Source organism: Segetibacter aerophilus (genome assembly GCF_007991655.1).
Lineage (GTDB): Bacteria > Bacteroidota > Bacteroidia > Chitinophagales > Chitinophagaceae > Segetibacter > Segetibacter aerophilus.
The window spans coordinates 16,623-36,485 of the sequence record NZ_BJYT01000016.1 but is presented as its reverse complement, the minus strand read 5'-3'; the positions used below and the strand labels follow the sequence as shown (position 1 = coordinate 36,485).

At 42.3% G+C, this 19,863-nt stretch carries 13 protein-coding genes; 9 read left to right on the top strand and 4 right to left on the bottom strand.

Annotated features, from left to right (window positions below; translation table 11 throughout):
- Window positions 1-530: 530 nt before the first annotated feature.
- From SAE01_RS18090 to SAE01_RS18080, 3 genes are all read left to right on the top strand, one after another.
- Window positions 531-3,482 (top strand): SusC/RagA family TonB-linked outer membrane protein, encoded by a 2,952-nt coding sequence (locus tag SAE01_RS18090; RefSeq protein WP_246113274.1) that lies wholly within the window; start codon window positions 531-533, stop codon window positions 3,480-3,482.
- Between the two features lie 19 nt (window positions 3,483-3,501).
- Complete coding sequence (locus tag SAE01_RS18085; RefSeq protein WP_147205206.1) at window positions 3,502-5,214, top strand: RagB/SusD family nutrient uptake outer membrane protein; 1,713 nt, start codon at window positions 3,502-3,504, stop codon at window positions 5,212-5,214.
- A 64-nt stretch (window positions 5,215-5,278) separates the two neighbouring features.
- Complete coding sequence (locus SAE01_RS18080) at window positions 5,279-5,743, top strand: SusF/SusE family carbohydrate-binding protein (protein WP_147205205.1); 465 nt, start codon at window positions 5,279-5,281, stop codon at window positions 5,741-5,743.
- Between the two features lie 147 nt (window positions 5,744-5,890).
- On the opposite strand, the gene SAE01_RS18075 is transcribed toward SAE01_RS18080, so the two are convergent.
- Window positions 5,891-6,442, bottom strand: coding sequence for a hypothetical protein (locus SAE01_RS18075; RefSeq protein WP_147205204.1), 552 nt, complete (start codon window positions 6,440-6,442; stop codon window positions 5,891-5,893).
- Window positions 6,443-6,756: 314 nt separating this feature from the next.
- Here SAE01_RS18075 and SAE01_RS18070 point away from each other — a divergent pair, with 314 nt between their 5' ends.
- The 3 genes from SAE01_RS18070 to SAE01_RS18060 all read left to right on the top strand — a co-directional run bounded on the left by SAE01_RS18070 (window position 6,757) and on the right by SAE01_RS18060 (window position 11,692).
- Window positions 6,757-7,416: a TlpA family protein disulfide reductase gene (locus tag SAE01_RS18070; RefSeq protein ID WP_147205203.1), complete on the top strand. Its 660-nt coding sequence runs from the start codon at window positions 6,757-6,759 to the stop codon at window positions 7,414-7,416.
- Between the two features lie 228 nt (window positions 7,417-7,644).
- Window positions 7,645-10,926: an NHL domain-containing protein gene (locus tag SAE01_RS18065; protein ID WP_147205202.1), complete on the top strand. Its 3,282-nt coding sequence runs from the start codon at window positions 7,645-7,647 to the stop codon at window positions 10,924-10,926.
- A 184-nt stretch (window positions 10,927-11,110) separates the two neighbouring features.
- Window positions 11,111-11,692, top strand: a complete 582-nt coding sequence (locus SAE01_RS18060) for a flavodoxin family protein (RefSeq protein ID WP_147205201.1) — start codon at window positions 11,111-11,113, stop codon at window positions 11,690-11,692.
- A 224-nt stretch (window positions 11,693-11,916) separates the two neighbouring features.
- Here SAE01_RS18060 and SAE01_RS18055 read toward each other — a convergent pair whose 3' ends face one another.
- Window positions 11,917-12,891 carry a nucleoside hydrolase gene (locus SAE01_RS18055; RefSeq protein WP_218029190.1) on the bottom strand — a complete coding sequence of 325 codons (975 nt, stop codon included), beginning with the start codon at window positions 12,889-12,891 and terminating at the stop codon, window positions 11,917-11,919.
- 219 nt (window positions 12,892-13,110) lie between these two features.
- Between SAE01_RS18055 and SAE01_RS18050 the strand changes: the two genes are divergently transcribed.
- Together SAE01_RS18050 and SAE01_RS18045 are read left to right on the top strand one after the other, a co-directional pair.
- A complete protein-coding gene (locus SAE01_RS18050) occupies window positions 13,111-15,525 on the top strand; it encodes an outer membrane beta-barrel family protein (RefSeq protein ID WP_170234200.1) in 2,415 nt (804 codons plus the stop codon).
- A gap of 424 nt (window positions 15,526-15,949) precedes the next feature.
- Complete coding sequence (locus SAE01_RS18045; RefSeq protein WP_147205199.1) at window positions 15,950-16,573, top strand: hypothetical protein; 624 nt, start codon at window positions 15,950-15,952, stop codon at window positions 16,571-16,573.
- Window positions 16,574-16,752: 179 nt separating this feature from the next.
- On the opposite strand, the gene SAE01_RS18040 is transcribed toward SAE01_RS18045, so the two are convergent.
- Window positions 16,753-17,001 carry a hypothetical protein gene (locus SAE01_RS18040; protein ID WP_147205198.1) on the bottom strand — a complete coding sequence of 83 codons (249 nt, stop codon included), beginning with the start codon at window positions 16,999-17,001 and terminating at the stop codon, window positions 16,753-16,755.
- A gap of 444 nt (window positions 17,002-17,445) precedes the next feature.
- The gene (locus tag SAE01_RS18035) at window positions 17,446-19,062 is read right to left on the bottom strand and encodes an amidohydrolase (RefSeq protein ID WP_147205197.1); all 1,617 of its coding nucleotides are present in this window, start codon (window positions 19,060-19,062) and stop codon (window positions 17,446-17,448) included.
- 129 nt (window positions 19,063-19,191) lie between these two features.
- Here SAE01_RS18035 and arr point away from each other — a divergent pair, with 129 nt between their 5' ends.
- The gene (arr, locus tag SAE01_RS18030; protein ID WP_147205196.1) at window positions 19,192-19,638 is read left to right on the top strand and encodes an NAD(+)--rifampin ADP-ribosyltransferase; all 447 of its coding nucleotides are present in this window, start codon (window positions 19,192-19,194) and stop codon (window positions 19,636-19,638) included.
- The last annotated feature ends 225 nt before the right edge of the window (window positions 19,639-19,863 follow it).

The following is a 19,863-nucleotide window of genomic DNA, read 5'->3' as shown; positions in this document are numbered from 1 at the left end:
AAGAAAGGAAAGCAAAACACAGTCAGCTAAAAGAAGCTTTTAGGACGACGCAATGGAAGGAAAGTTCTTGTCTTATAAAACCTATTGTTTCCCGATCTCTCCTCTTGCATCGCCGCAATGCCTCTTACCTCAATTATAATAAATAAAACTCATTCCTGCAATCACTTAACAGCTTAACATGATCACACACCACCACTTAAACTATCATCACTGCAGGCTATAAAAATCTACAAATTCGACGACGAATGGTCGGTTAGAATCGGTGAAAATTTTTTTTCTTCACTTGTGTTTTTGCTTTTTAATGTTTCATAATATTGCATCGCCTTAAAGCTGCTTCTAGCAAGTTTGATAAACGAAAGCCGTATGAAATTGTATGTAGACCGGTCTTCTCAAAATTTGTTTCTCTTACATTTTTCACCGCCTTCTTGTATTCTTTTTAATAAGCAAGTGATCTTGTCCTAGTACTTTACCTGCAGACTCTTCAGCCAATTCTGACATCACCATAACCTTTTTATTAAATTTTAAAACAAATGATGTTTAAACAATTACTCTTAGCGATCGTCCTGCCTTTGTTCCTTTTAGCAGGAAGAGCGGTTGCACAAGACAGACAAGTTACCGGAAGGGTAACCGATTCTACGGGTTCACCGGTAGCTAATGCGTCTGTATTAGTAAAAGGTGCCACGACGGGAACACAAACTTCTTCTAATGGAGCTTTTTCGTTGCGCGTGTCATCGAATGCCACTACCCTGGTTATTAGTTCTGTAAACTTTGTAACCCAGGAAGTGCCGATAGGAAATGGGCCTGTTAATGTTACGCTTAGTTCATCCGCCAACTCGCTCACCAGCGTAGTAGTAGTTTCGGTCGGATACGGAACCTTGGAAAAAAGAGAAGTTACCAGCGCGGTTACCCATCTTTCTTCTAAAGACTTACTGACCGTAGGTGGAAATGGCGCCTTAATGTCAATGCAAGGTAAAGTGGCAGGATTGTCCGTTGTAAATACTGCTCCTGCAGATCCTAACTCATCACCTAATATTCAACTTCGCGGTGCCTCGTCTCGTAATGCAGGACTGGGACCTTTATATGTTGTAAATGGAATACCCGGCGGAAACATCGATAACATAAACCAGAATGATATCGAGTCAATTGATGTATTGAAGGGTGGCGCAGCTTCTGCTATTTATGGTACCCGTGGTGGAAATGGTGTTATTATCATTACTACTAAAAAAGGCACAGGCCAGCCACAAGCTTTTTATGACGGTTACACGAGTTTTGATTTTGCTACCAACCAGCTGAAAGTACTTTCACGCGACGAGTTTGTAAAACGTGGTAGAGGGGTTGACTATGGCGGAAATACGAACTGGTTTAAAGCAGTTAGCAGGGATCATGCAACCTCTACAAAACATACAGTCCAGTTTTCAGGGGGAAGTTCAAAGACAAATTACTTGCTTTCGTTGGACTACCGTAATGCACAAGGTTTAGATTTAAGATCGGCCAAAAGGGAATATGGTGCGCGTTTAAATCTAAACCATACTTCAGCTAATAACTTATATACGGTGGCTGTTACCATAGCTCCCCGTTATCTTAAAACAAGCAATGCGAGTTACGGAGCATTTAACCAGGGGATTACACTTAACCCTACAATTCCTATAAGAGACACGGCAAATCCTAACAGGTACTATAACATCCGCACAGGTTTTTCGGGATCATACAACCCGATTGAAGAACTCAATACAGTATTGAGTGGAACAGAAGGCAAATACCTGGATATGAGCAGCTCATTCAGGCTCAACATCTCGAAAGATCTTTACACTCAGCTTACGGTAGGTGAGCAAACACAGGATTTCTTTGGCTTCAACTTTACGCCTTCGTATAATACAAGCCTGATCAATTCGAATGGTGGTAGAAATACTGCCGGCAGAGATTACAATAAAAATGACCAGAAAAGCCTTGAGTGGATCGCCAATTATTCGCTCAACCTCGGTCCTCACGCTTTCAAGCTTTTAGGAGGGTATTCTTACTTTTATGCAAATAGCTCCGGCCTGAACGCTTCAAACCAGGGATTTCCTTCAGATGTGTTAACCTATAACAATCTTGGAACTGGTGCCTACAATCTTCTGGTGGGGCAAAATGGGGTTGGATCTTTCAAAAATGACTCAAAGCTGATTTCCTTTTTTGGCCGATTAAACTATGACTTCGGTAAGAAGTATTTTATGTCTGCGAGCGTAAGAAGAGAGGGTTCATCCAAATTCGGTATTGCTAACAAGTGGGGTTACTTTCCGGCCGCTTCGGTTGGTTGGAGAATTAGCAACGAAAACTTCTTTTCCGTTCCCTGGATCAGCGAGTTGAAATTACGTGCCGACTATGGCGAAACAGGTAACCAGGATTTTGGAAATTACCTTTCCCTTGATACTTATTCTGGTTATGGTTACTACCTGTACAACGGAACTTCTTACCAGGTATGGGGGCCTAGCCAGAATACAAACTACGAGCTAAGATGGGAGAAATCACAAAACTTCAACCTTGGTGTAGATTTCGACATTTTGAAGAGTGTTCTTTCAGGTAGCTTAAATTATTATGTTAGAACCAATAAAGATTTGTTGGGAAGTTATAACGTTCCCGTTCCCCCTAACGTGCAGGGAACCACTTTTGCGAACGTTGGTACAATGAAAAATACAGGATTTGAAGTTCAGTTGACAGCGCAGGCAATAAGAGGTAAAGACTTTAATTATTCCCTTTCTTTCGCAGGATCTACCAATGAAAATAAGTTCGTATCATTTTCAAACGAAACTTACCGCGGACAAAAGTTTGTTGACATGGTTGGTATGCCAAGCCCGGGTTCACCAGGAACAGCGCAACGTTTGGAAGAAGGAAGAAGAATCGGTAGTTTTTATATGCTGCGGTCTGCAGGAAGAGATGCTGTCGGAAGATTGTTAGTGTATAATAAAGACGGAAAAATTATTCCCGGAAACCAGGCTTCTGCTGCTGACAAACAATACGTAGGTAATGGGTTGCCAAGGTATACTGCAAGTCTTGGTAATACCCTGACTTATAAAAACCTCGATCTTAATATTTACCTGAGAGGAACTTTTGGGTACAAAATCTTTAATACTACTGCCTTTTATGCAGGAACTCCGGTAACACAGTCAGGTGCTAATGTGCTTACTACAGCCTATGGCGATGGTAAATATGCAGCGTTGACCAGCCCTGCAACTTATTCCAGCTTGTCTGATTACTTTTTGGAAGAAGGTAGCTATGTAAAAATTGACAACGTAACCCTGGGATACAACTTTAAGTCACCGATAAAATTTGTGAATTCAGGCAGGCTTTACTTAACAGGAAGAAACCTGTACACATTCACTAAGTTCACAACAGGCGATCCTGAGTCAGTACAGGTTAATGGATTAACACCGGGTATCAACTCATCATTGTCCTACTACCCTTCATCATTGCAGTTGCTTGTGGGATTACAATTTAAATTTTAACGCTTAACGAATTAATAAGATGAAACTCATTAATAAATACAAGTACACGATTGCCATCAGTTGCTTCATTATGGCATTTTCTAATAGTTGTACGAAACTCGATGAAACCTTGTATGATCGTATTACTTCAGCCAACTTTCTTCAAACGAAAGATGATGTTGTTCGGGATTTTCTAAGGGCATTTGAACATGGTTACTGGACAATCCAGGGAGGTGGAAACTTCTATGCACAAGAATTACCCTCTGATGAGTTGATGACGCCAAACAGGGAAGGCGACTGGTTTGATGGTGGACTATACCAGCGGTTGCATTATCACACCTGGACCATACAGGACAATTACACAAGTGATATGTGGACCGGTCTGTTCCAAGGTATCAGTTTAGCGACTAACTCTCTTGAGGACATCCAGGCAATTGACCCTGCTAAGTTTAACCTGGCAGAAGCAGAGAAGGCAGATTATGTTGCAGAATTGAAAACTTTACGCGCCTGGTTCAACCTTCGCGCATTTGATCTCTATAGAAATATTCCCATTGTTACAAAGATCAAAGGAGAGGGAACTATGCCGCCTCAGGCTACACCGCAGGAGGTTTTCGATTTCATTGAAAAAGAATTGCTGGATGCAATTCCCGGACTTCCTACAAGACAAGCCTTAGGGACAAGCTCTATTGGACGCTGGACAAAAGCAGGAGCTGCGTCTTTGTTAGTACGTCTATACCTCAATGCAAAGGTGTACATCGGGCAGGATAAATTTACCCAGTGTGCAGCAGTTTGCCAGGACATCATCAATGGCAAATATGGCACCTATGCTTTAGAGAGTCGTTGGGATGCTCCGTTCGATTATACAAACTCTACTTCTCCTGAAGTTATTTTTGGCTTCCCCGGAAGCTTCGCACTTACACACTGGCAGTACACGGGTGATATGTATTGGTGGATGGGTCCTCACCAGGCGCAGAACTATTTTGGCTTCACCGACTTTGGAGGTATGAATACAAGATATGCACTGCAACCCGGAAGAAATGTTGACAGCGTAGAATATCCGTTTGCACTTGGAAAACCCTTTGTAAAGTTTCAGAAATACAGTGATGACCTGCGTCTGAAAAAGTATAAGAATTTGGGTGGAAGTAAACGTGAAGGGATGTTCATGTACGGCTACCTCCCCTACTACAATAACCCTAACCAGTTCGTTAAAAGCAACCGGGGTTATACAATCTTCGCGCGTGACCAGGTAGGATTATTTAAAGCTACCCCTCCGGGACAGGTGCCTGCCGACAAAGAGTCTAACATGAATCACGCAGACGATAACTCGGGAGTGTGGCCGGTTAAATATCCAATCTATCCTTCTGATGATCCTAATAAAATTACATCTGCTTATGCTGAAATCAGGTACGCAGAAATCTATTATTCACTTGCAGAATGTAAGTACAGAGCAGGTGATAAGGCCGGGGCAGCAAGCCTGTTAAATGCAGTACGCAAGAGAAATTATCCTGCAGGTTCTCCAAGTTTGTACAGCGTTTCAGGAAGCGAATTAAACGACAACGAAATGCTGGACGAATGGATGCGTGAATTTTTGGTGGAAAGACGCAGACGTACAGACTTGATCCGCTGGGGAGTATTTAATACTGGTACATGGTGGGATAAGACGCCGGATCCGGATAATCACACACAGATTTTTCCAATCGGCCAGGCCATCCTTAACCTGTCTCCGCAGTTAAAACAAAACCCGGGATATTAATAGCTGTTCAATTTCTGTGACAGACGTAGAAGCTGTCAATTAAAAAATATCAAACATAAAAAAGATGAAATTTATTCTAACAGCCGCCTCACGAAGCAGACGAACATTCAGAGCGGTGAATTCACTTTTGCTAATACTATGTGTAGTCTTAGTTGCATCTTGCAGCAAGGAGCTGAAGGCAGGCGATCCGATAACATTGGACTACGATAAAGCCTACCTGATCGGCGATGCAACCACTGCCGGATGGACGATTGCAAACGCCCTACCGATGACAAAAGGCACAGAAGCGAACGTTTTCACGTGGACCGGTCCTTTGACTGCAGGTGAAATAAAATTTCCTACTGCTTTAAACTTCAGCTCCGATACGTTTGGGGCTGCTACTGCTGCGCAATCTATTAGTAACAACAAAGCTCAGCTTAGCCCCGGCGGCAACCCCGATGTAAAATGGAAGCTGACAAGTGCCGAAGCAGGTACTTATAAAGTCACTTTAAATACAAAGAGTTTGACGGTCGATTTCCAGAAACAGTAAAAGAATTTTTAAAGAGATTTTGGGTATTTAAAAAATGGCCCGCTAAAGGATTAAACCTATAGCGGGCCATTTTTATGAATGCATTCCTGCAAATGCAATAACAATCTTCAGACAACCATTACAACTATCTATCTAACAAGTCCGGCTCTACTTAAACAATCCTTTTACCTTATCTACTACCCCACCGCTTCCGGTAAAGAACGCTTTTAAATCCTGGAGATCAACGTCGCCATCGCCATCCTTATCCATGCTTCCTTTAAGTTTATTCATCATTCCCTGAACATTTAGCCCATCAGTTTTTCCGCCACTTACCTCGTTAAAAATCTTTTGAAGATCAAAGCTTTTGTCTGCAGGATCGGATGTTTGTTGAACCAATTTCTTAAATACCGTAGGTATCAGGTTGTTTGCAATGTTGGCGGCCTGCGTGATGTTCAGGCCAAACTTGCTTTGAAGTCTGTCAATAAAATTGCCGGTCGCCTCCTGAGTTACTGGACTTGAAGCGACGTTTTCTCCCGCGCTATTAAAAAGGTTAGCGACTTCCTTCACGTTGCCGCTTGATAAGGAAGTTTTCAAAGAATTTTCTATTGCGGAACTTGCTTCCTGCACCGCTTCTTCGTTTCGCTCGTTGGGGATAGCAGTGTTGTTGATGATGACAGCATCTGCGTTTTGTTTTACAAGGTTGTTCAGATTTTCTACCATAAAAATTGATTTTAGTTGTGTTATAAGAATATTTAAAATTAGTGCTTAAAAAGCTTAATCCTAATAATGCAAAACGCTGACCTTGTCTAAGTCGAAGGGCTTTCATAGCTCCGTGTCTTAATGCGTTTTGACATAGCTCGCGATAATCATCTTTAAAGCTTTTGACATTTTATATGTTTCTCGAATTCACGGCACATGCATCATTATGAAGATCAACAGCGATAATATTGATAGAACTTTTTAAGATTTGTTAGAGCAGGCTATTAGTGATAAGTTCATACTGAAAACTAAATGTTTAAGATGCAACCTTGCTTATGAAAAGATTTAAAACTATCCTGCTGTTTATTTTACTATCACCGCTATTTTCTCTCGGCCAGGTTCTTGACAAAGAAGATGTTGATGAATACTTACAGCAACTGAAGTTTCTGAACGGTAAGCTTGCCCCAAATTTTGCTTTACCAGACACTGCCGAAAATGTCTTCAATCTAAAGAGTGTAAACAACAAAGTTGTAATCTTAGACTTTTGGTTTACCACTTGCGCTCCTTGCATTAATGAAATACCAGCTTTTAAAAATCTTTACTCAGCTTATAAGCCTTCCGGCAATGTGGTTTTTGTAAGTGTCTGTATCGATAATATCGCGAACAAGCCGCGATGGAAAAACATGATCAGTAAATACAAACTGCCCGGCATTCAATTATTCATGGCTAAAGACAAAGCTTTGAAGTCCGGAAATAATTTCTACAAACAAAAGATCAACACCTTTCCTACCCGACTACTTGTTTCAAAGACAGGTACCATCTTAGGGGTACTTCCCGATATTGAAAATTACCTGGTTTTATATTCAATTGATGGAGGTGTAAAAGGAAGGTCGACAGCTGCATCTTTTATGGATGCAATCGAATCGAAGGAAAGGGTAGTTACATGGGCCAATCTAAACAAGAATAAAATCATGAGGTTCCAAAAGACAAAATAGCGGTTTGTATGTTTTTGATGCCTATTTCCGTTATTCTTAAAATTCGGCCACGATCTTTTTCTATTCATCAATCTACACCGTTAGCCGCTGCTGCAAGTTGCCCCTCATGTATACTAATACAAAAGAAACAGCGTTTTTATGCTGATGTCATATTATCGCAGCAGTTGGTATCGTGCAACACAAACTTGCATCAACGCTTGCGGCGACCTATAAAGCCACGGTAAAGCAATGTTCGACGTTTTAAAAAAAAGCACAATAATCATTCAAAGAAGCTCCTATCCTACTCTACTATTATCTCTTTTCTTTCTTTTCTTATTTGCACAAATTAATGCTCAAACTATCGACACCTATGCAGGACAACCTGGAGGTGCCGGCTATTCGGGTGACGGAGGCTATGCCATTTCAGCAAGGTTGAGTTACCCGGGAAGAACAACAGTCGATCAGTTTGGCAACCTGTATATCCCGGATGGCAACAATCATGTTGTCAGAAAAGTCTCGGCTTCAGGAATAATTAGCACGGTTGCCGGAACAGGTGCTTTTGGGTACAGCGGCGATGGCGGTCTGGCAACGGCAGCAAGGCTTTGGTTTCCCAATAGTGTGGCAATTGACAGCAAAGGCAATTTGTTTATTCTTGAAGCTGTTAACTCTGTTGTACGAAAGGTCGATGCAGCAGGCAAGATTACTACTGTAGCGGGCAATGGCACAAAAGGCTATAGCGGTGATGGTGGTGCTGCAACAGCTGCACAACTTGATAACCCGGTAGACATGGCCATTGATGCCCTCGACAATATTTACATCGCAGATAAATACAATAAGGTTGTTAGAAAAGTAAACGCAGCAGGCATTATCACTACGATTGCCGGAAGCGGCGTTGCAGGCTATAGCGGCGATGGCGGTCCGGCTACTGCCGCCCAACTCACATCGCCTGATGGTGTCGCCGTTGATAACCTTGGTAACCTTCTGATAGCTGACGGACAAAACGCAGTCATCAGGAAAGTAAACACTGCAGGAATAATAATCACCATTGCAGGAAATGGCACCTATGGTTTCACAGGCGATGGCGGTCCGGCGACAGCGGCGCAATTTACGGTCAACTCCCCCAATGATTTGGCAGTCGATAACGCAGGCAATATTTATGCTGCCGATTATCAAAATCACGTAATCAGAAAGATCGATCCCACAGGAATAATTATAACCATTGCCGGCCTTGGACAACACGCAGGAACTTCAGGAGATGGCGGACCTGCCCTGGCGGCAAGACTATGGTTTCCTACAGCCGTTACAGTAGATGCATGTAATAACCTGTACATAACAGACACTTATAACCAGCTGGTAAGAAAAATAAGTTCATCCTCCTCAGCTACCGTAACCGTTCAGCCTAAAGACGTAATTGTTTGCAGCAATAGCGCAACAAGCTTTACCATCGAGGCAGTTAATACTGCAACCTATCAGTGGCTCGTGAACACAGGTGCTGGATGGGTGGATGTTCCTAATAATGTAACCTATACAGGCGCCAAAACAAATACTTTACAAATCACCGGCGCTACTCCTTCCATGAACGCTTATACCTATCGCTGTGCAGTTGCTAATGCGTGTGGAGTTAGCTATTCAGCCGTTGCTACTTTGTCTATTGCGCCTACCGTTCCACCAACCGTTTCCATTTATACAACCTCAACAACATTTTGCAGTAACTATAGTATAAGTTTTTTTGCCACCCCGGCTAATGCAGGCACAAATCCTACCTATCAATGGAAAAAAAATGGAGTAAACGTTGGACAGAACTCAAGAGGCTATATCCATGAGAACCCTGTTACAGGCGACATCATCACTTGTACCATAACTTCCATCTATAATTGTCTCCCTATAAATACAGCCACAAGTAATGCCATCACGATTGCCGTTAATCCCGTAGAAGCTCCTGCGATAAGCATCACCTCTTCTACAAATAGCGTTTGTTATGGTGCACCTATTACGCTCACCGCAACCGCTACAGGCGCCGGCAATAATCCTGTTTACCAATGGAAAAAAAATGGCTTGCCGGTTGGAACAAATAGCCCAACTTATTCTTCTAATATGTTTTTAAATAACGAGGTCATCACCTGTACGGTAATGACCAGGGGCGATTGCGGCCCACCTTCTTCGGCAACAAGCAACAGCATTACGATCATTCTCGACCAGGGGCCTACACCCGAAGTAACCGTCGCTGCTACTTCAATCAGTATTTGTACCGGTGACCTTGTGACTTTTACAGCTACAAATAAAAGTGGCAACCCCACCCCTATTTATACATGGTTCGTAGATGGAAAAGAGGTGGGCGCCTACAGCACTATCTATTCTACCACTACACTTACTAATGGATCTGAAGTACAATGCCGTATGACCGTGCCACAATGCGGGGGAGGAAGTACAAAAGACTATTCTGATCCCATTAAGATAGTTGTAAATACTGCCCTGAATCCGTCGATTAGTATCTCGTCAGATTTTACGAACATTTGTAAAAATGCTCCGGTAACATTCAAAGCTACGACTGCAGAAGTCGGGGTGAATCCTGTTTACCAATGGAAGATCAACGGCACCAACGCAGGCACAAATAGTAAAAGCTTTACGACTCAAAATCTAAACGATGGCGACGTAGTTACTTGCGTAGTAATTGTTGATGCAACGAAATGTTTCAGTAGTTCCAATACCACTTCTAACAGCATAACGATTAAAGTAACCACACCCGTCAGAGCTACTGTTAACATTACAGCATCCGTTAATGATATCTGCGGAACTAAGCCAATAACTTTCACTGCCCGCACACAAAATGCCGGTAGCACCTCAACCTATAACTGGCTGGTAAATGGTAATACACTTGCAACCGGCAATCCAACTTTTACTTACAACACACCTGTCAATAAAGACAACATACAATTGGTTGTTGCGGCTGCAAATTCATCGTGCGCTACCCTCTCTGCAGATTCGTCGAACACGATTACGCTCGTGGTAAAGCCCGTTCCCGAAATCATCGTTAGCCCTGTTGATACGATTGTACAGCCAGGTGCACAGGTTCAAATGAGGGTGAGCATTATTGGTAATGTTGCCTCGTATACGTGGAGCCCCGCTAATGCATTCACTAATTCGCAAAACCTTTCACCTCTTACGCTTCCTGTTCTCGCGACTACTACTTATAAACTCAATGCCGTATCTGCAAATGGATGCACTACAAGTAAAGAAGCCGTTTTAAGAGTAGTTACTGACCTGTATATGCCCACTGCCTTCACCCCAAACGACGACGGTAAAAACGATGTGTTCAGGATACCCCCTGCTACTTCCATTACTTTAAAGGAGTTTACTGTCTTTAACAGGTGGGGCGCAAAAGTCTTCACAACGCGCGACCAACAAACCGGGTGGAATGGAAAGTATAAGGGTAATCTTTCCGACATGGGCGTCTATATCTACATCATTAGCGGAACAGATCTGCAAGGCAAAGAAGTCTTCGTAAAAGGATCGGTGTTGCTGATGCGATGATGATTATTAGGAGGAGTAATAATAATTATTGAGCAGGCTTTTGTGGTGCTATTAAACATTGTTGTGTCACACTCTTGTACCTTTGTTTTCTATTCAACTAAGCTGCAACTTTCATCAGCCGACTAATTATTGCGGCCAGTTGTTGACCAATACAAACGAAGCTCAATTACTTTAAACAAATTTTATGAAAGCAATCATTTTACTTGCTACGTTAAAAAAAGAAGGTCTGTCTAATACACAAGTCCTGTCGGAATTTTTGGGAGAGCATTTGCGGAAACAAAAAGTAGAAGTCGAAATAATCAAACTTGTTCAACATAATATCCTACCGGGAACTTATGATAACATGGGAGCCGGTGATGAATGGCCTGCTATTCTTGCAAAGATAATTGCTGCTGATATCATCATATTTGCCACACCTATTTGGTGGAGCAATATGTCTTCGGAAATGCAAAAAGTGATAGAACGGCTCGATAATATACACGATGAAATACTGGAAGGCAAACCATCAAGACTTGAAAACAAAGTTGGCGGAATTGTAATAACAGGTGATAGTGATGGGGCCCAACATATCATCGCAGACGTGGCCAATTTCTTTAATGCTATTGGCATTATACTTCCACCTTATTCAACGCTTTCGGTAATGTACGAAGGACAAGCAAAAGGGACTAAAACGAGCAGAGAAGAACTATGGAAAAAGTACGAACAAGAGTATACATCTACTGCTGAAAAAATGGTTTCACAGCTTCTGAAATTTGCAGCAAAATAGTGCCTTTCCGCTTGTGTTAATGTTCCGCTTTGTTGGTGTTCTCCACCGACACATTCCTCGAAGCAATAACAACACTGAAGTTGTTGGTCAAAAGACACAACTACTACTTTGCTGCTGAACTTGCTGAACCAACCACAACTGTACAAGCGTGCGACGCAAGAAAGGCTTTATAGTAGCACTTCGACTGGGCACAAAAGCGTCCTTCCCTATCACTGCGACAATAGCTATTTAGACACAGTGATAACCAGGTCATCTAACATCTTAGCTAATTTTTTCCCGTCTGCATCTGGTTTAAATACAAGGTATTCCTGGTACGGACTGTCTTTGTCGGTCATCCATTTATTGCTTCCGTCAGCACTTACATAACAATACCCTTGTTTGACTGTATCAAAAAACTTTTTCCATTCGTCGAGGAGGAGAATGATGGCAGTTTGGTCCCAACTTGAACGGCCGGCAAAATTGTTATAAAGCTGGTAAGCGCGATATACGGGGCTCTTTTTCGAGATATTGTCGCGCAGGTATTGTCCACCTGTAATCACATCTTTACCTATTTCCCACCCGCTAAACACTACTGGCTTATTCCACTGTTGTAAACAATAGACAGTCGACAAAGGGTCGGGATTAAAAAAGTTTGCTTCCTTTCCTGCTGGAAAATAGCCACCCATACAAAGCCATTTTGATACTTTTTTTTCTACCAATTCCTGCCCCGTTAGTGAAGAAATTTTATCAGGTGTGGATTTCAATAAATTCTGTAAACTAGTAAGATGGCCAATTGTAATAATAACCACAGAGCCATCAGGGCTTTTGCTAAGTAGCTTCCGATATAGCGACACAGCATCCTGTGCTTGTTGGTAAGACTTTAGTTTGCCCGGAAACTCCTCGCTTATTTGTTTTGTGTATTTGTATCGCTCCTTGTGAACTATCTCCTTCTGATTCGTAAGAAATCCAACGGGCAGGCGTGGCCGTCCAAAATACTTATTTAGGGCACTCACGCAAGTGGGCGCATAAGGGTCGTCGCTTGTTACAATAATTCCTAATAGTTGGGCTTTATGCTGGTCAGCTAGTGCGTGCACCATTGCTACTGCTTCCACATCATCAACGTCAGAGTCTATATCAGTATCAAGGATTATTCGAGGTTGTGCAACGGATGATACACTTAGGCTACAGAACAAAATGATCATCGCAATATTTCTTTTCATCAAGGGGTGTTTCAATCTAAATGATTTCCAAATTTAATCTACTGCTATGCGTTCTTAAAGATCTCGTTTCCACCCTTCATAATTCCCGATTGCTCACATGTTTTTAAAAGAGGTGCCCGTGCATTGGTTAGATGGTAGTAAAAAAGGATGAACGGTTCGCAAAAAACGAAACATTTCGTAACCTTTATGTTTTCGCATAAACAGCACATAAACTCTTTCATGATTAGACTTCTAGTTATCCTGGCAACCACTCTGCTTTGTACAGCAGGTGCGGCACAAAAAAGCGCGATTACAGGTAAGGTAGCAGATGAAAAAGGCAACCCTATTGCTTTTGTAAATGTTACGATGCTGCCCGTTCAAAAAAACGCAGCATCTGTTGGTGCGGCATTAACGGACTCCTTCGGGATGTTTTCTTTGTCGACACCAACAGTGGGGCGGTGGAGGTTGCAGTTTACTGTTATCGGTTTTACAAAGAAGGATACTACTACCGCAACGGATAGTTTGGGAACCCCAGTCCAGTTGGGCACAATCACTCTACAGCCTGAATGGAAGCAGTTGGAAAATGTAGACGTACTTGCCATCCGACCAACCATCACCCAGCTCCCTGACCGCTTGGTAATAACTGTACAGGGCACGGCTATGGCAGCCGGCAATAATGCCTTCGGGGTGCTATCAAAAGCTCCGGGAGTATTTGTAGATCCTGAAGGAGCCATACAACTAAACGGAAGGGGTGGTGTAACTGTAATGATTGATGGGCGCCTCACCTATCTTTCCGCACGTGACCTTCGCAACTTACTGGAAAGTACGCCAGCCGAAAACATTAAAAGCATCGAAATAATAAGCAATCCATCTTCAAAATACGATGCTGAAGGCACTTCCGGCATCATTAATATCGTGTTTAAAAAGAATGTACTACAGGGAACTAACGGTACCGTTAATGTTACATACGGTACTAACCTGAAGCAAAATTTTTATGGTGCCGGTCTAACACTTAATCATAAAAGCAGCAGGTTTAATTCATTCCTCGTATCGGACTTTAACCGAAGAGGCAGTGGACGTGAAGCAACTTTCACAAGGGTTTTCCGCAATAATAACACAAGCACCTATTTTGACCAGACTGCGGTTGGAAGTTGGGCTAACATTGGTCCACCTTCTTTGCGTATTGGCTCTGATTTTACTATTAATGAGAAGCATAGCGTAGGCTTTATCGCCTCTTATTTTACCAATACCGCTAAAGCTGAATTTCTAACTGAAACCTTTATAGGCCCCGAGCCGAAAAAGCCCGCGCAATTTATTGACGCAGATAATTACAATAGCAACACGCTGAAGAATGCGATAGCAAATATTCATTATTCCGGTAAGCTTGATACACTTGGCTCTACGCTTTCTGCCGATGTAGATTTTGCTCGTGTTAGTAATAAGGGTGACGGAAATTTCTACAACAGCTTTACGCGTTTAAGCGACGGGCAAAAAACAACAGACAATCTTTACACCCTTACTCCGAATGGTTTTGATATTTTTTCAGGGAAAATAGACTTCAGCTATGTACTCAATAAAAATCATAAGGCAGAGATGGGTGGCCGCGTTAGCCAGGTGGATTCTGATAATGATTTCCGGTTTTACTTCAATAATAATGGCAAGGTGATAGATCCACAACGCACCAATTATTTTAAGTATAAAGAATCCATTTATGCGGGTTATGTAAACTGGACAGGCACATTAACAAAGAAGACTTCTGTGCAGCTTGGTTTACGCACGGAGCAAACTGTGTCACGTGGTCATTCCTTGACAACGGGGGAAATAACAGACCGCAAGTACCTCGACTTTTTCCCGTCTGTTTTTCTGCAACACAAGGCATCCGAAAGTTATAATGTAACTGCTAACTATAGTCGTCGGCTCAACAGGCCTAACTACAGCAATTTAAATCCGTTCCGTAGCTACCGTGATCCATACACCTGGACCGTTGGAAACCCTTCGCTGCGTCCCCAGTATACAGACCTGTTCAACGTTACCCAAACATTTAAAAAGCTTTATATTCTACAGCTTTTTTACCAGTATACGAAAGATGTAATGATAGAGCTGCCAATGGCTGATCCTGTTAACAGTGTTACCGTTTACACCACCGGTAATGTAGATGACAGCTACAGCACGGGGGTTTCAGCGATTATTCCCGTAAAGCTGGCAAAAAAGTGGGATACACGAAATACGGCGCAGGTCTCATACAGCAAGTACTCTACCGTGCAGAATAATGAACCGGTTTTGAACGAGCAACTGTTTTACTACATCCAATCAGCCCATACCATTTTACTGCCTAAAGATTTTCGTACCGAGGCTACTTTTTTATATAGAGGTCCTGCAGCAGCCGGCCTCTACCATCAACAGGCGATGTATCGCATAGACCTGGCATTCAGTAAATCTTTATGGAAGAAGAAAATAGAGGTAGCTGTTAACATCAATGATCTTACTAAGGGATGGCGGTTTAGATGGGCCGCTAATTATGGCGGTAACGTAAATGAATTTGACCAGTACTTAAGGTGGCGCACCTTCGGTATTAGCTTGCGCTACAAATTCAGTAAGGGACAAAAAGCAGAATTACGGCAGCGCAGCGGTCCGGATGAACTGAACAGGTTGTAATACTATCGATAGTTTCATCCCATTTAAAGCAACGAACGTTTTTTGAAGACTTTTTAAAAAAGTTGATAATATTAATAAGCCAGCTTTTGTAGTGCCATTAAACATTGTTGTGTCACTCACTTGTACTCTTGTAATATTATTCGACCTAGAGGACCAGTGTTTTTCTTTGCCTTGGCTGCTACGTTTAAGCGTCGAAGTATTGCTTATCTTATGATCGTTATTCACCAAGGCTTCGACAGGCTCAACCTGACAGCTTTACTTTAATTCGCGTTATTGCCCACTGATGTAAACTTACTTTTAGGCATCCTATTAAGTCCTTTACTTGATCTACTAATATTGTTGGTTTTGCCTATTGGGAGCGCTGGGAATTTTTATTAATTTGTTTATTGATGATGATAATTTTCACGATTAAAAAAGTTTATAAATGTATTGGCATGGATATAATAAACTTGTTGTTGTAGTACTTACTGTAATTATTTTCGCTGGCTGCGAAAAGTCATCTACAAGTTCCGTAGAAGAAGCAAGGCAAAGTTTTGACCGGGAGGGATTGAAGTTTATTCAAATACCTATAGGGAAATATTTCATCTATAAAGATTCGGCGACTGGCAATGAGGACTCGGTGATTGTAACAAAGAGCAATTTGGAGCAGGTAGACGTGGCCGCATATTACTGCGGACCTTCTTGTTTTGGAAATCATCCTGCTTATCACTATGAAAGATTTTCTTTGACACTTACAAGCGGGCGTGATCAAACGACGTGGCTCAACGCAACAACAGGAGATTTAATAGGTAATTTCATTACAAGCGACAGGTCAGCTATTAGTTTGAGAGACTATAAAAACATATTATTATTTTCATACCCTGGAACTTCGACTATTTTACCTTCGATGGCAATAGAAGGCAAAACTTATAACGAGGTAAATGTATCAACAGCGAATTTTAGCGGCACAGCTTCTACAACATACTGGGCAAAGAATATTGGGCTCATAAAATGGCAATTTAAAATGGGCTCGACTGTCACCACCTTTCTTCTATTAAGGCACGGATAATTTACTGTATTCCCACAATAAATCTCGCTCTTTACATGGCCTTCCTAAGGCTTGGACAAGCTCAGCCTGACAGCTTTATTTTAATTCGCATTATTGCCCACTGGGGTAAACTTACTTTGCTAAGTAATTCCTGGCCAGGCAAAAGACACAAAACTCTCTAAGTTTTCGGAGACTAGTTCTTATTTGGTAAGTTGTACACTATGATAGGTACCGACTGCATAAGTGGAACTCATGGGTACGAATGAGAAAAAGGTCACTTTGTTTTGGCATTGCCAGGTTAGTACCTTTTCCGGCCTGGGGTAGCGGTAAACTGTATCAACTTTGATCACTTGCGCAGATACAAAATCTGCCTGTATTTCTCTAGATGCACCGCATCCTAACAATCCTGTTGCAATAAGTGCAATCGCAGGGGTAATTAACTTTTTCATTGCTATCTATTTCGCAGGTTCACGGATCTGTCGCACTCGTAACATTTGTGCTTTTCGTTGTGGCAATAATCTGTTTACATCTTTCACCACTCAGATAACTGTTACAAATCCTTCTCCGCTATCTCATAAATCTGAGACAAGTTGTAACCGTTCTAAAAATCAGCAAATTAGAAATTGAAGTAAAAATGAATTGCGCAGAAATTATATACACATAATTTATTATTACTATGTATTGTAGAAATAGATGTACAACTGTAGGCTCTTGCGTTAGTGTTCATCACTAATACATTCGCTGAAGTGGCTAGCGCTATAGTTGTTGGTCAAGAGACACAACGACAGCTGTAGGGCCGAGCTGCTAAGCAAGCTCTGGTGTACACGAGTGCGACGCAACAAAAGTTTATAGTAGCACTTGAGCGGGGTACAAAATCAACTACCTGGCGAACGCTACAATTTATTCAAAACGATCTTTCCATTTACCATCGTTAAGACACTATTTGTTGCGGGTAGTTGTGGCAAGGGAATGGTAAATATATCCTGTGAGAGCACAACAAGATCGGCTAGCTGGCCGGGGGCGAGCATGCCTTTATCGTCCTGCATTTCCGCGTACGCGGATGTTTTGGTATATGCAATCACTGCTTGCCCTACGGTTAAAGCTTCGGCTGGCCGGAAGGGATGCATGCAGGCAAACATGATATTAAGATAAGGATTTAAGGGCCCGTCAGAACCCAACGCAACAGGAATACCGGCTTGTAAAAGCGATTTCATAGGTGCGGCGTTTTGCAGGAGCTTGGGTGTATATCGCTGGTTCAATAGCCCCGCAATAGAAAAGTGTGTGGGGTTTTGAACTACAATAATCTGAAGCTTTTCAGCAGCGGCATAAGAAGCAGGTAATAACCCATCTCCATGCTCAAAGCGTACCCGTCGGACTGACCATGTACCAGGCTTTTCGCCAAGTTCATTCAATAGGAAATCAATTGTACTGTCGCCCACGGCATGAAACATTGGTTGATCTCTTCGACTTTCTAGTTCATCTAATATTGATCGTGTTTCTGCTTTTGTAAAGTTGAGACGTCCCTTCCACCCCGGCTGGTCCTTATAGTCCACTGAATACCATGCTGACCGTTCTATCGGTGTTCCGTCTAACATCCACTTGGTGCCGGATACATTGACCATTGGCAGCTCTTTTATTTTTGGTGACAGGTTCTTAGAGGGTAATGCAAGGCTTCCATCCTGGTTCATCTTTCCCCATTGAATGAGCCGGAGACGTATAGGTAGCGACTGCTTTTGAAGCGTTGCGATAAATTGTTGTGGCGAGGCGCCGGTACACATGTTTTGAATAGAAGTTACTCCAAAAAACAAAGCTTGTTTACCAAGATCGTTCAGGCTTGCCAGGAATAATTGCTGGCTGGTTGGTCGTTTTAAGCGGAGGTAATTGCAGGCATTTTCATACGCTCTTCCATCCAGTTTTTGTGTTCCAGGAAACCTGCCAAAGAAACCTCCTTTTTGATCGGGTTCCGTTTCTGATATTCCAAAGACTTTAATTGCCGCAGTATTAAAGTAAGTGACATGGCCCCAATAAGCATTGATCATTAAAGGATGATCCGGCGCAAGTTGATCGAGCACCCAGCGATTGATACTTGTATCCGTTCCTACATCGTTGCCCATCGTTGCATTGATAAAGGTTCCCTTTGGTTGTTGCCTAATCGCTGCTGCGATAGAGTCTTTTAATTGTTGCCATGAGGGTTCGCTTCCGTCCTGTGGAAAAGGAATATTGTAACCAAGTGTATAAGGCTCATGATGATAATGTGCATCATTAAAACCGGGAACAACAGTTTTGCCTTTCAGGTCAATCACTTTTGTTGTTGGTTTCCTTAGCTTGTTTATCGTTTGTGTACTGCCAACCCCTACTACCCTATTGCCTTTAATTGCAATTGCCTCTGCATATAGTTGTGTAGTATTGGACGTAAAGATTTTTCCATTGGTAAGAATAATGTCGGCCGTTTGACAGAAGATGGCTGTACAAGAAAGGGTGGCTATTACGAGAAGAAGCGTTGATCTCATGCAGTTGTGGTTTAGTGAAAGTTAGGGAAATCAGCGGTTATACCATCGGCATAGGTTTAAACGAAAAACAAGGCTTTTAAAGATTAGAGCAAATTTTTAACCTTTGTTTAAAATCATATTACCAGGACCATGAACACAAACATAAGCGGGCACGACCCAACCCGGGCAAGTGACAACCAAAGTTCAGAGGAATTCTATCATGGCACTAAGGCCGATTTGAAACCGGGAGACTTAATTGAACCGGGCTTTAATTCAAACTATGGTAAGAGGAAGAAGGCTTCGTATGTCTACCTTACTGCTACGTTGGAAGCAGCTACATGGGGAGCAGAACTTGCTCTGGGTGAGGGACGCGGAAGAATTTATATAGTAGAGCCAACGGGCCCTTTTGAAGATGATCCCAACTTAACCGACAAGAAGTTTCCCGGCAATCCAACCAAGTCATATCGCTCTCAACATCCCCTTCGTATTTGCGGCGAGATTATAGATTGGCAAGGACATTCTGATGAACAACTCAAGGTTATGAAGGATCACCTCGAGCGCCTGAAACAGCTCGGTATTGAAGCAATAGAGGATTGAGGAAAAATGCCGGAATAAGCTTAAAACCTTTGACCCTGTACTACAGGCTGCCACAATATTTGCTGAACTGACATGGTTCGAAAAACATTTTAGGCAACTTTGGGACGAACTGTAAAGGAAGTTTGTCTAGCTATTGGTTGTTACCTAAAACCGGCCGATACCAAACTATTACAACATGCCGACATAGTGTAAGACCAGCCGATTGTCAATGCCTTCGTATCAATT

Excerpts from the sequence above, each read along its gene's own strand:
- SAE01_RS18090 (WP_246113274.1), top strand. The coding sequence starts at position 531 with ATGATGTTTAAACAATTACTCTTAGCGATCGTCCTGCCTTTGTTCCTT.
- SAE01_RS18085 (WP_147205206.1), top strand. The coding sequence starts at position 3,502 with ATGAAACTCATTAATAAATACAAGTACACGATTGCCATCAGTTGCTTC.
- SAE01_RS18080 (WP_147205205.1), top strand. The coding sequence starts at position 5,279 with ATGAAATTTATTCTAACAGCCGCCTCACGAAGCAGACGAACATTCAGA.
- SAE01_RS18075 (WP_147205204.1), bottom strand. The coding sequence starts at position 6,442 with ATGGTAGAAAATCTGAACAACCTTGTAAAACAAAACGCAGATGCTGTC.
- SAE01_RS18070 (WP_147205203.1), top strand. The coding sequence starts at position 6,757 with ATGAAAAGATTTAAAACTATCCTGCTGTTTATTTTACTATCACCGCTA.
- SAE01_RS18065 (WP_147205202.1), top strand. The coding sequence starts at position 7,645 with ATGTTCGACGTTTTAAAAAAAAGCACAATAATCATTCAAAGAAGCTCC.
- SAE01_RS18060 (WP_147205201.1), top strand. The coding sequence starts at position 11,111 with ATGAAAGCAATCATTTTACTTGCTACGTTAAAAAAAGAAGGTCTGTCT.
- SAE01_RS18055 (WP_218029190.1), bottom strand. The coding sequence starts at position 12,891 with ATGAAAAGAAATATTGCGATGATCATTTTGTTCTGTAGCCTAAGTGTA.
- SAE01_RS18050 (WP_170234200.1), top strand. The coding sequence starts at position 13,111 with ATGATTAGACTTCTAGTTATCCTGGCAACCACTCTGCTTTGTACAGCA.
- SAE01_RS18045 (WP_147205199.1), top strand. The coding sequence starts at position 15,950 with ATGTATTGGCATGGATATAATAAACTTGTTGTTGTAGTACTTACTGTA.
- SAE01_RS18040 (WP_147205198.1), bottom strand. The coding sequence starts at position 17,001 with ATGAAAAAGTTAATTACCCCTGCGATTGCACTTATTGCAACAGGATTG.
- SAE01_RS18035 (WP_147205197.1), bottom strand. The coding sequence starts at position 19,062 with ATGAGATCAACGCTTCTTCTCGTAATAGCCACCCTTTCTTGTACAGCC.
- arr (WP_147205196.1), top strand. The coding sequence starts at position 19,192 with ATGAACACAAACATAAGCGGGCACGACCCAACCCGGGCAAGTGACAAC.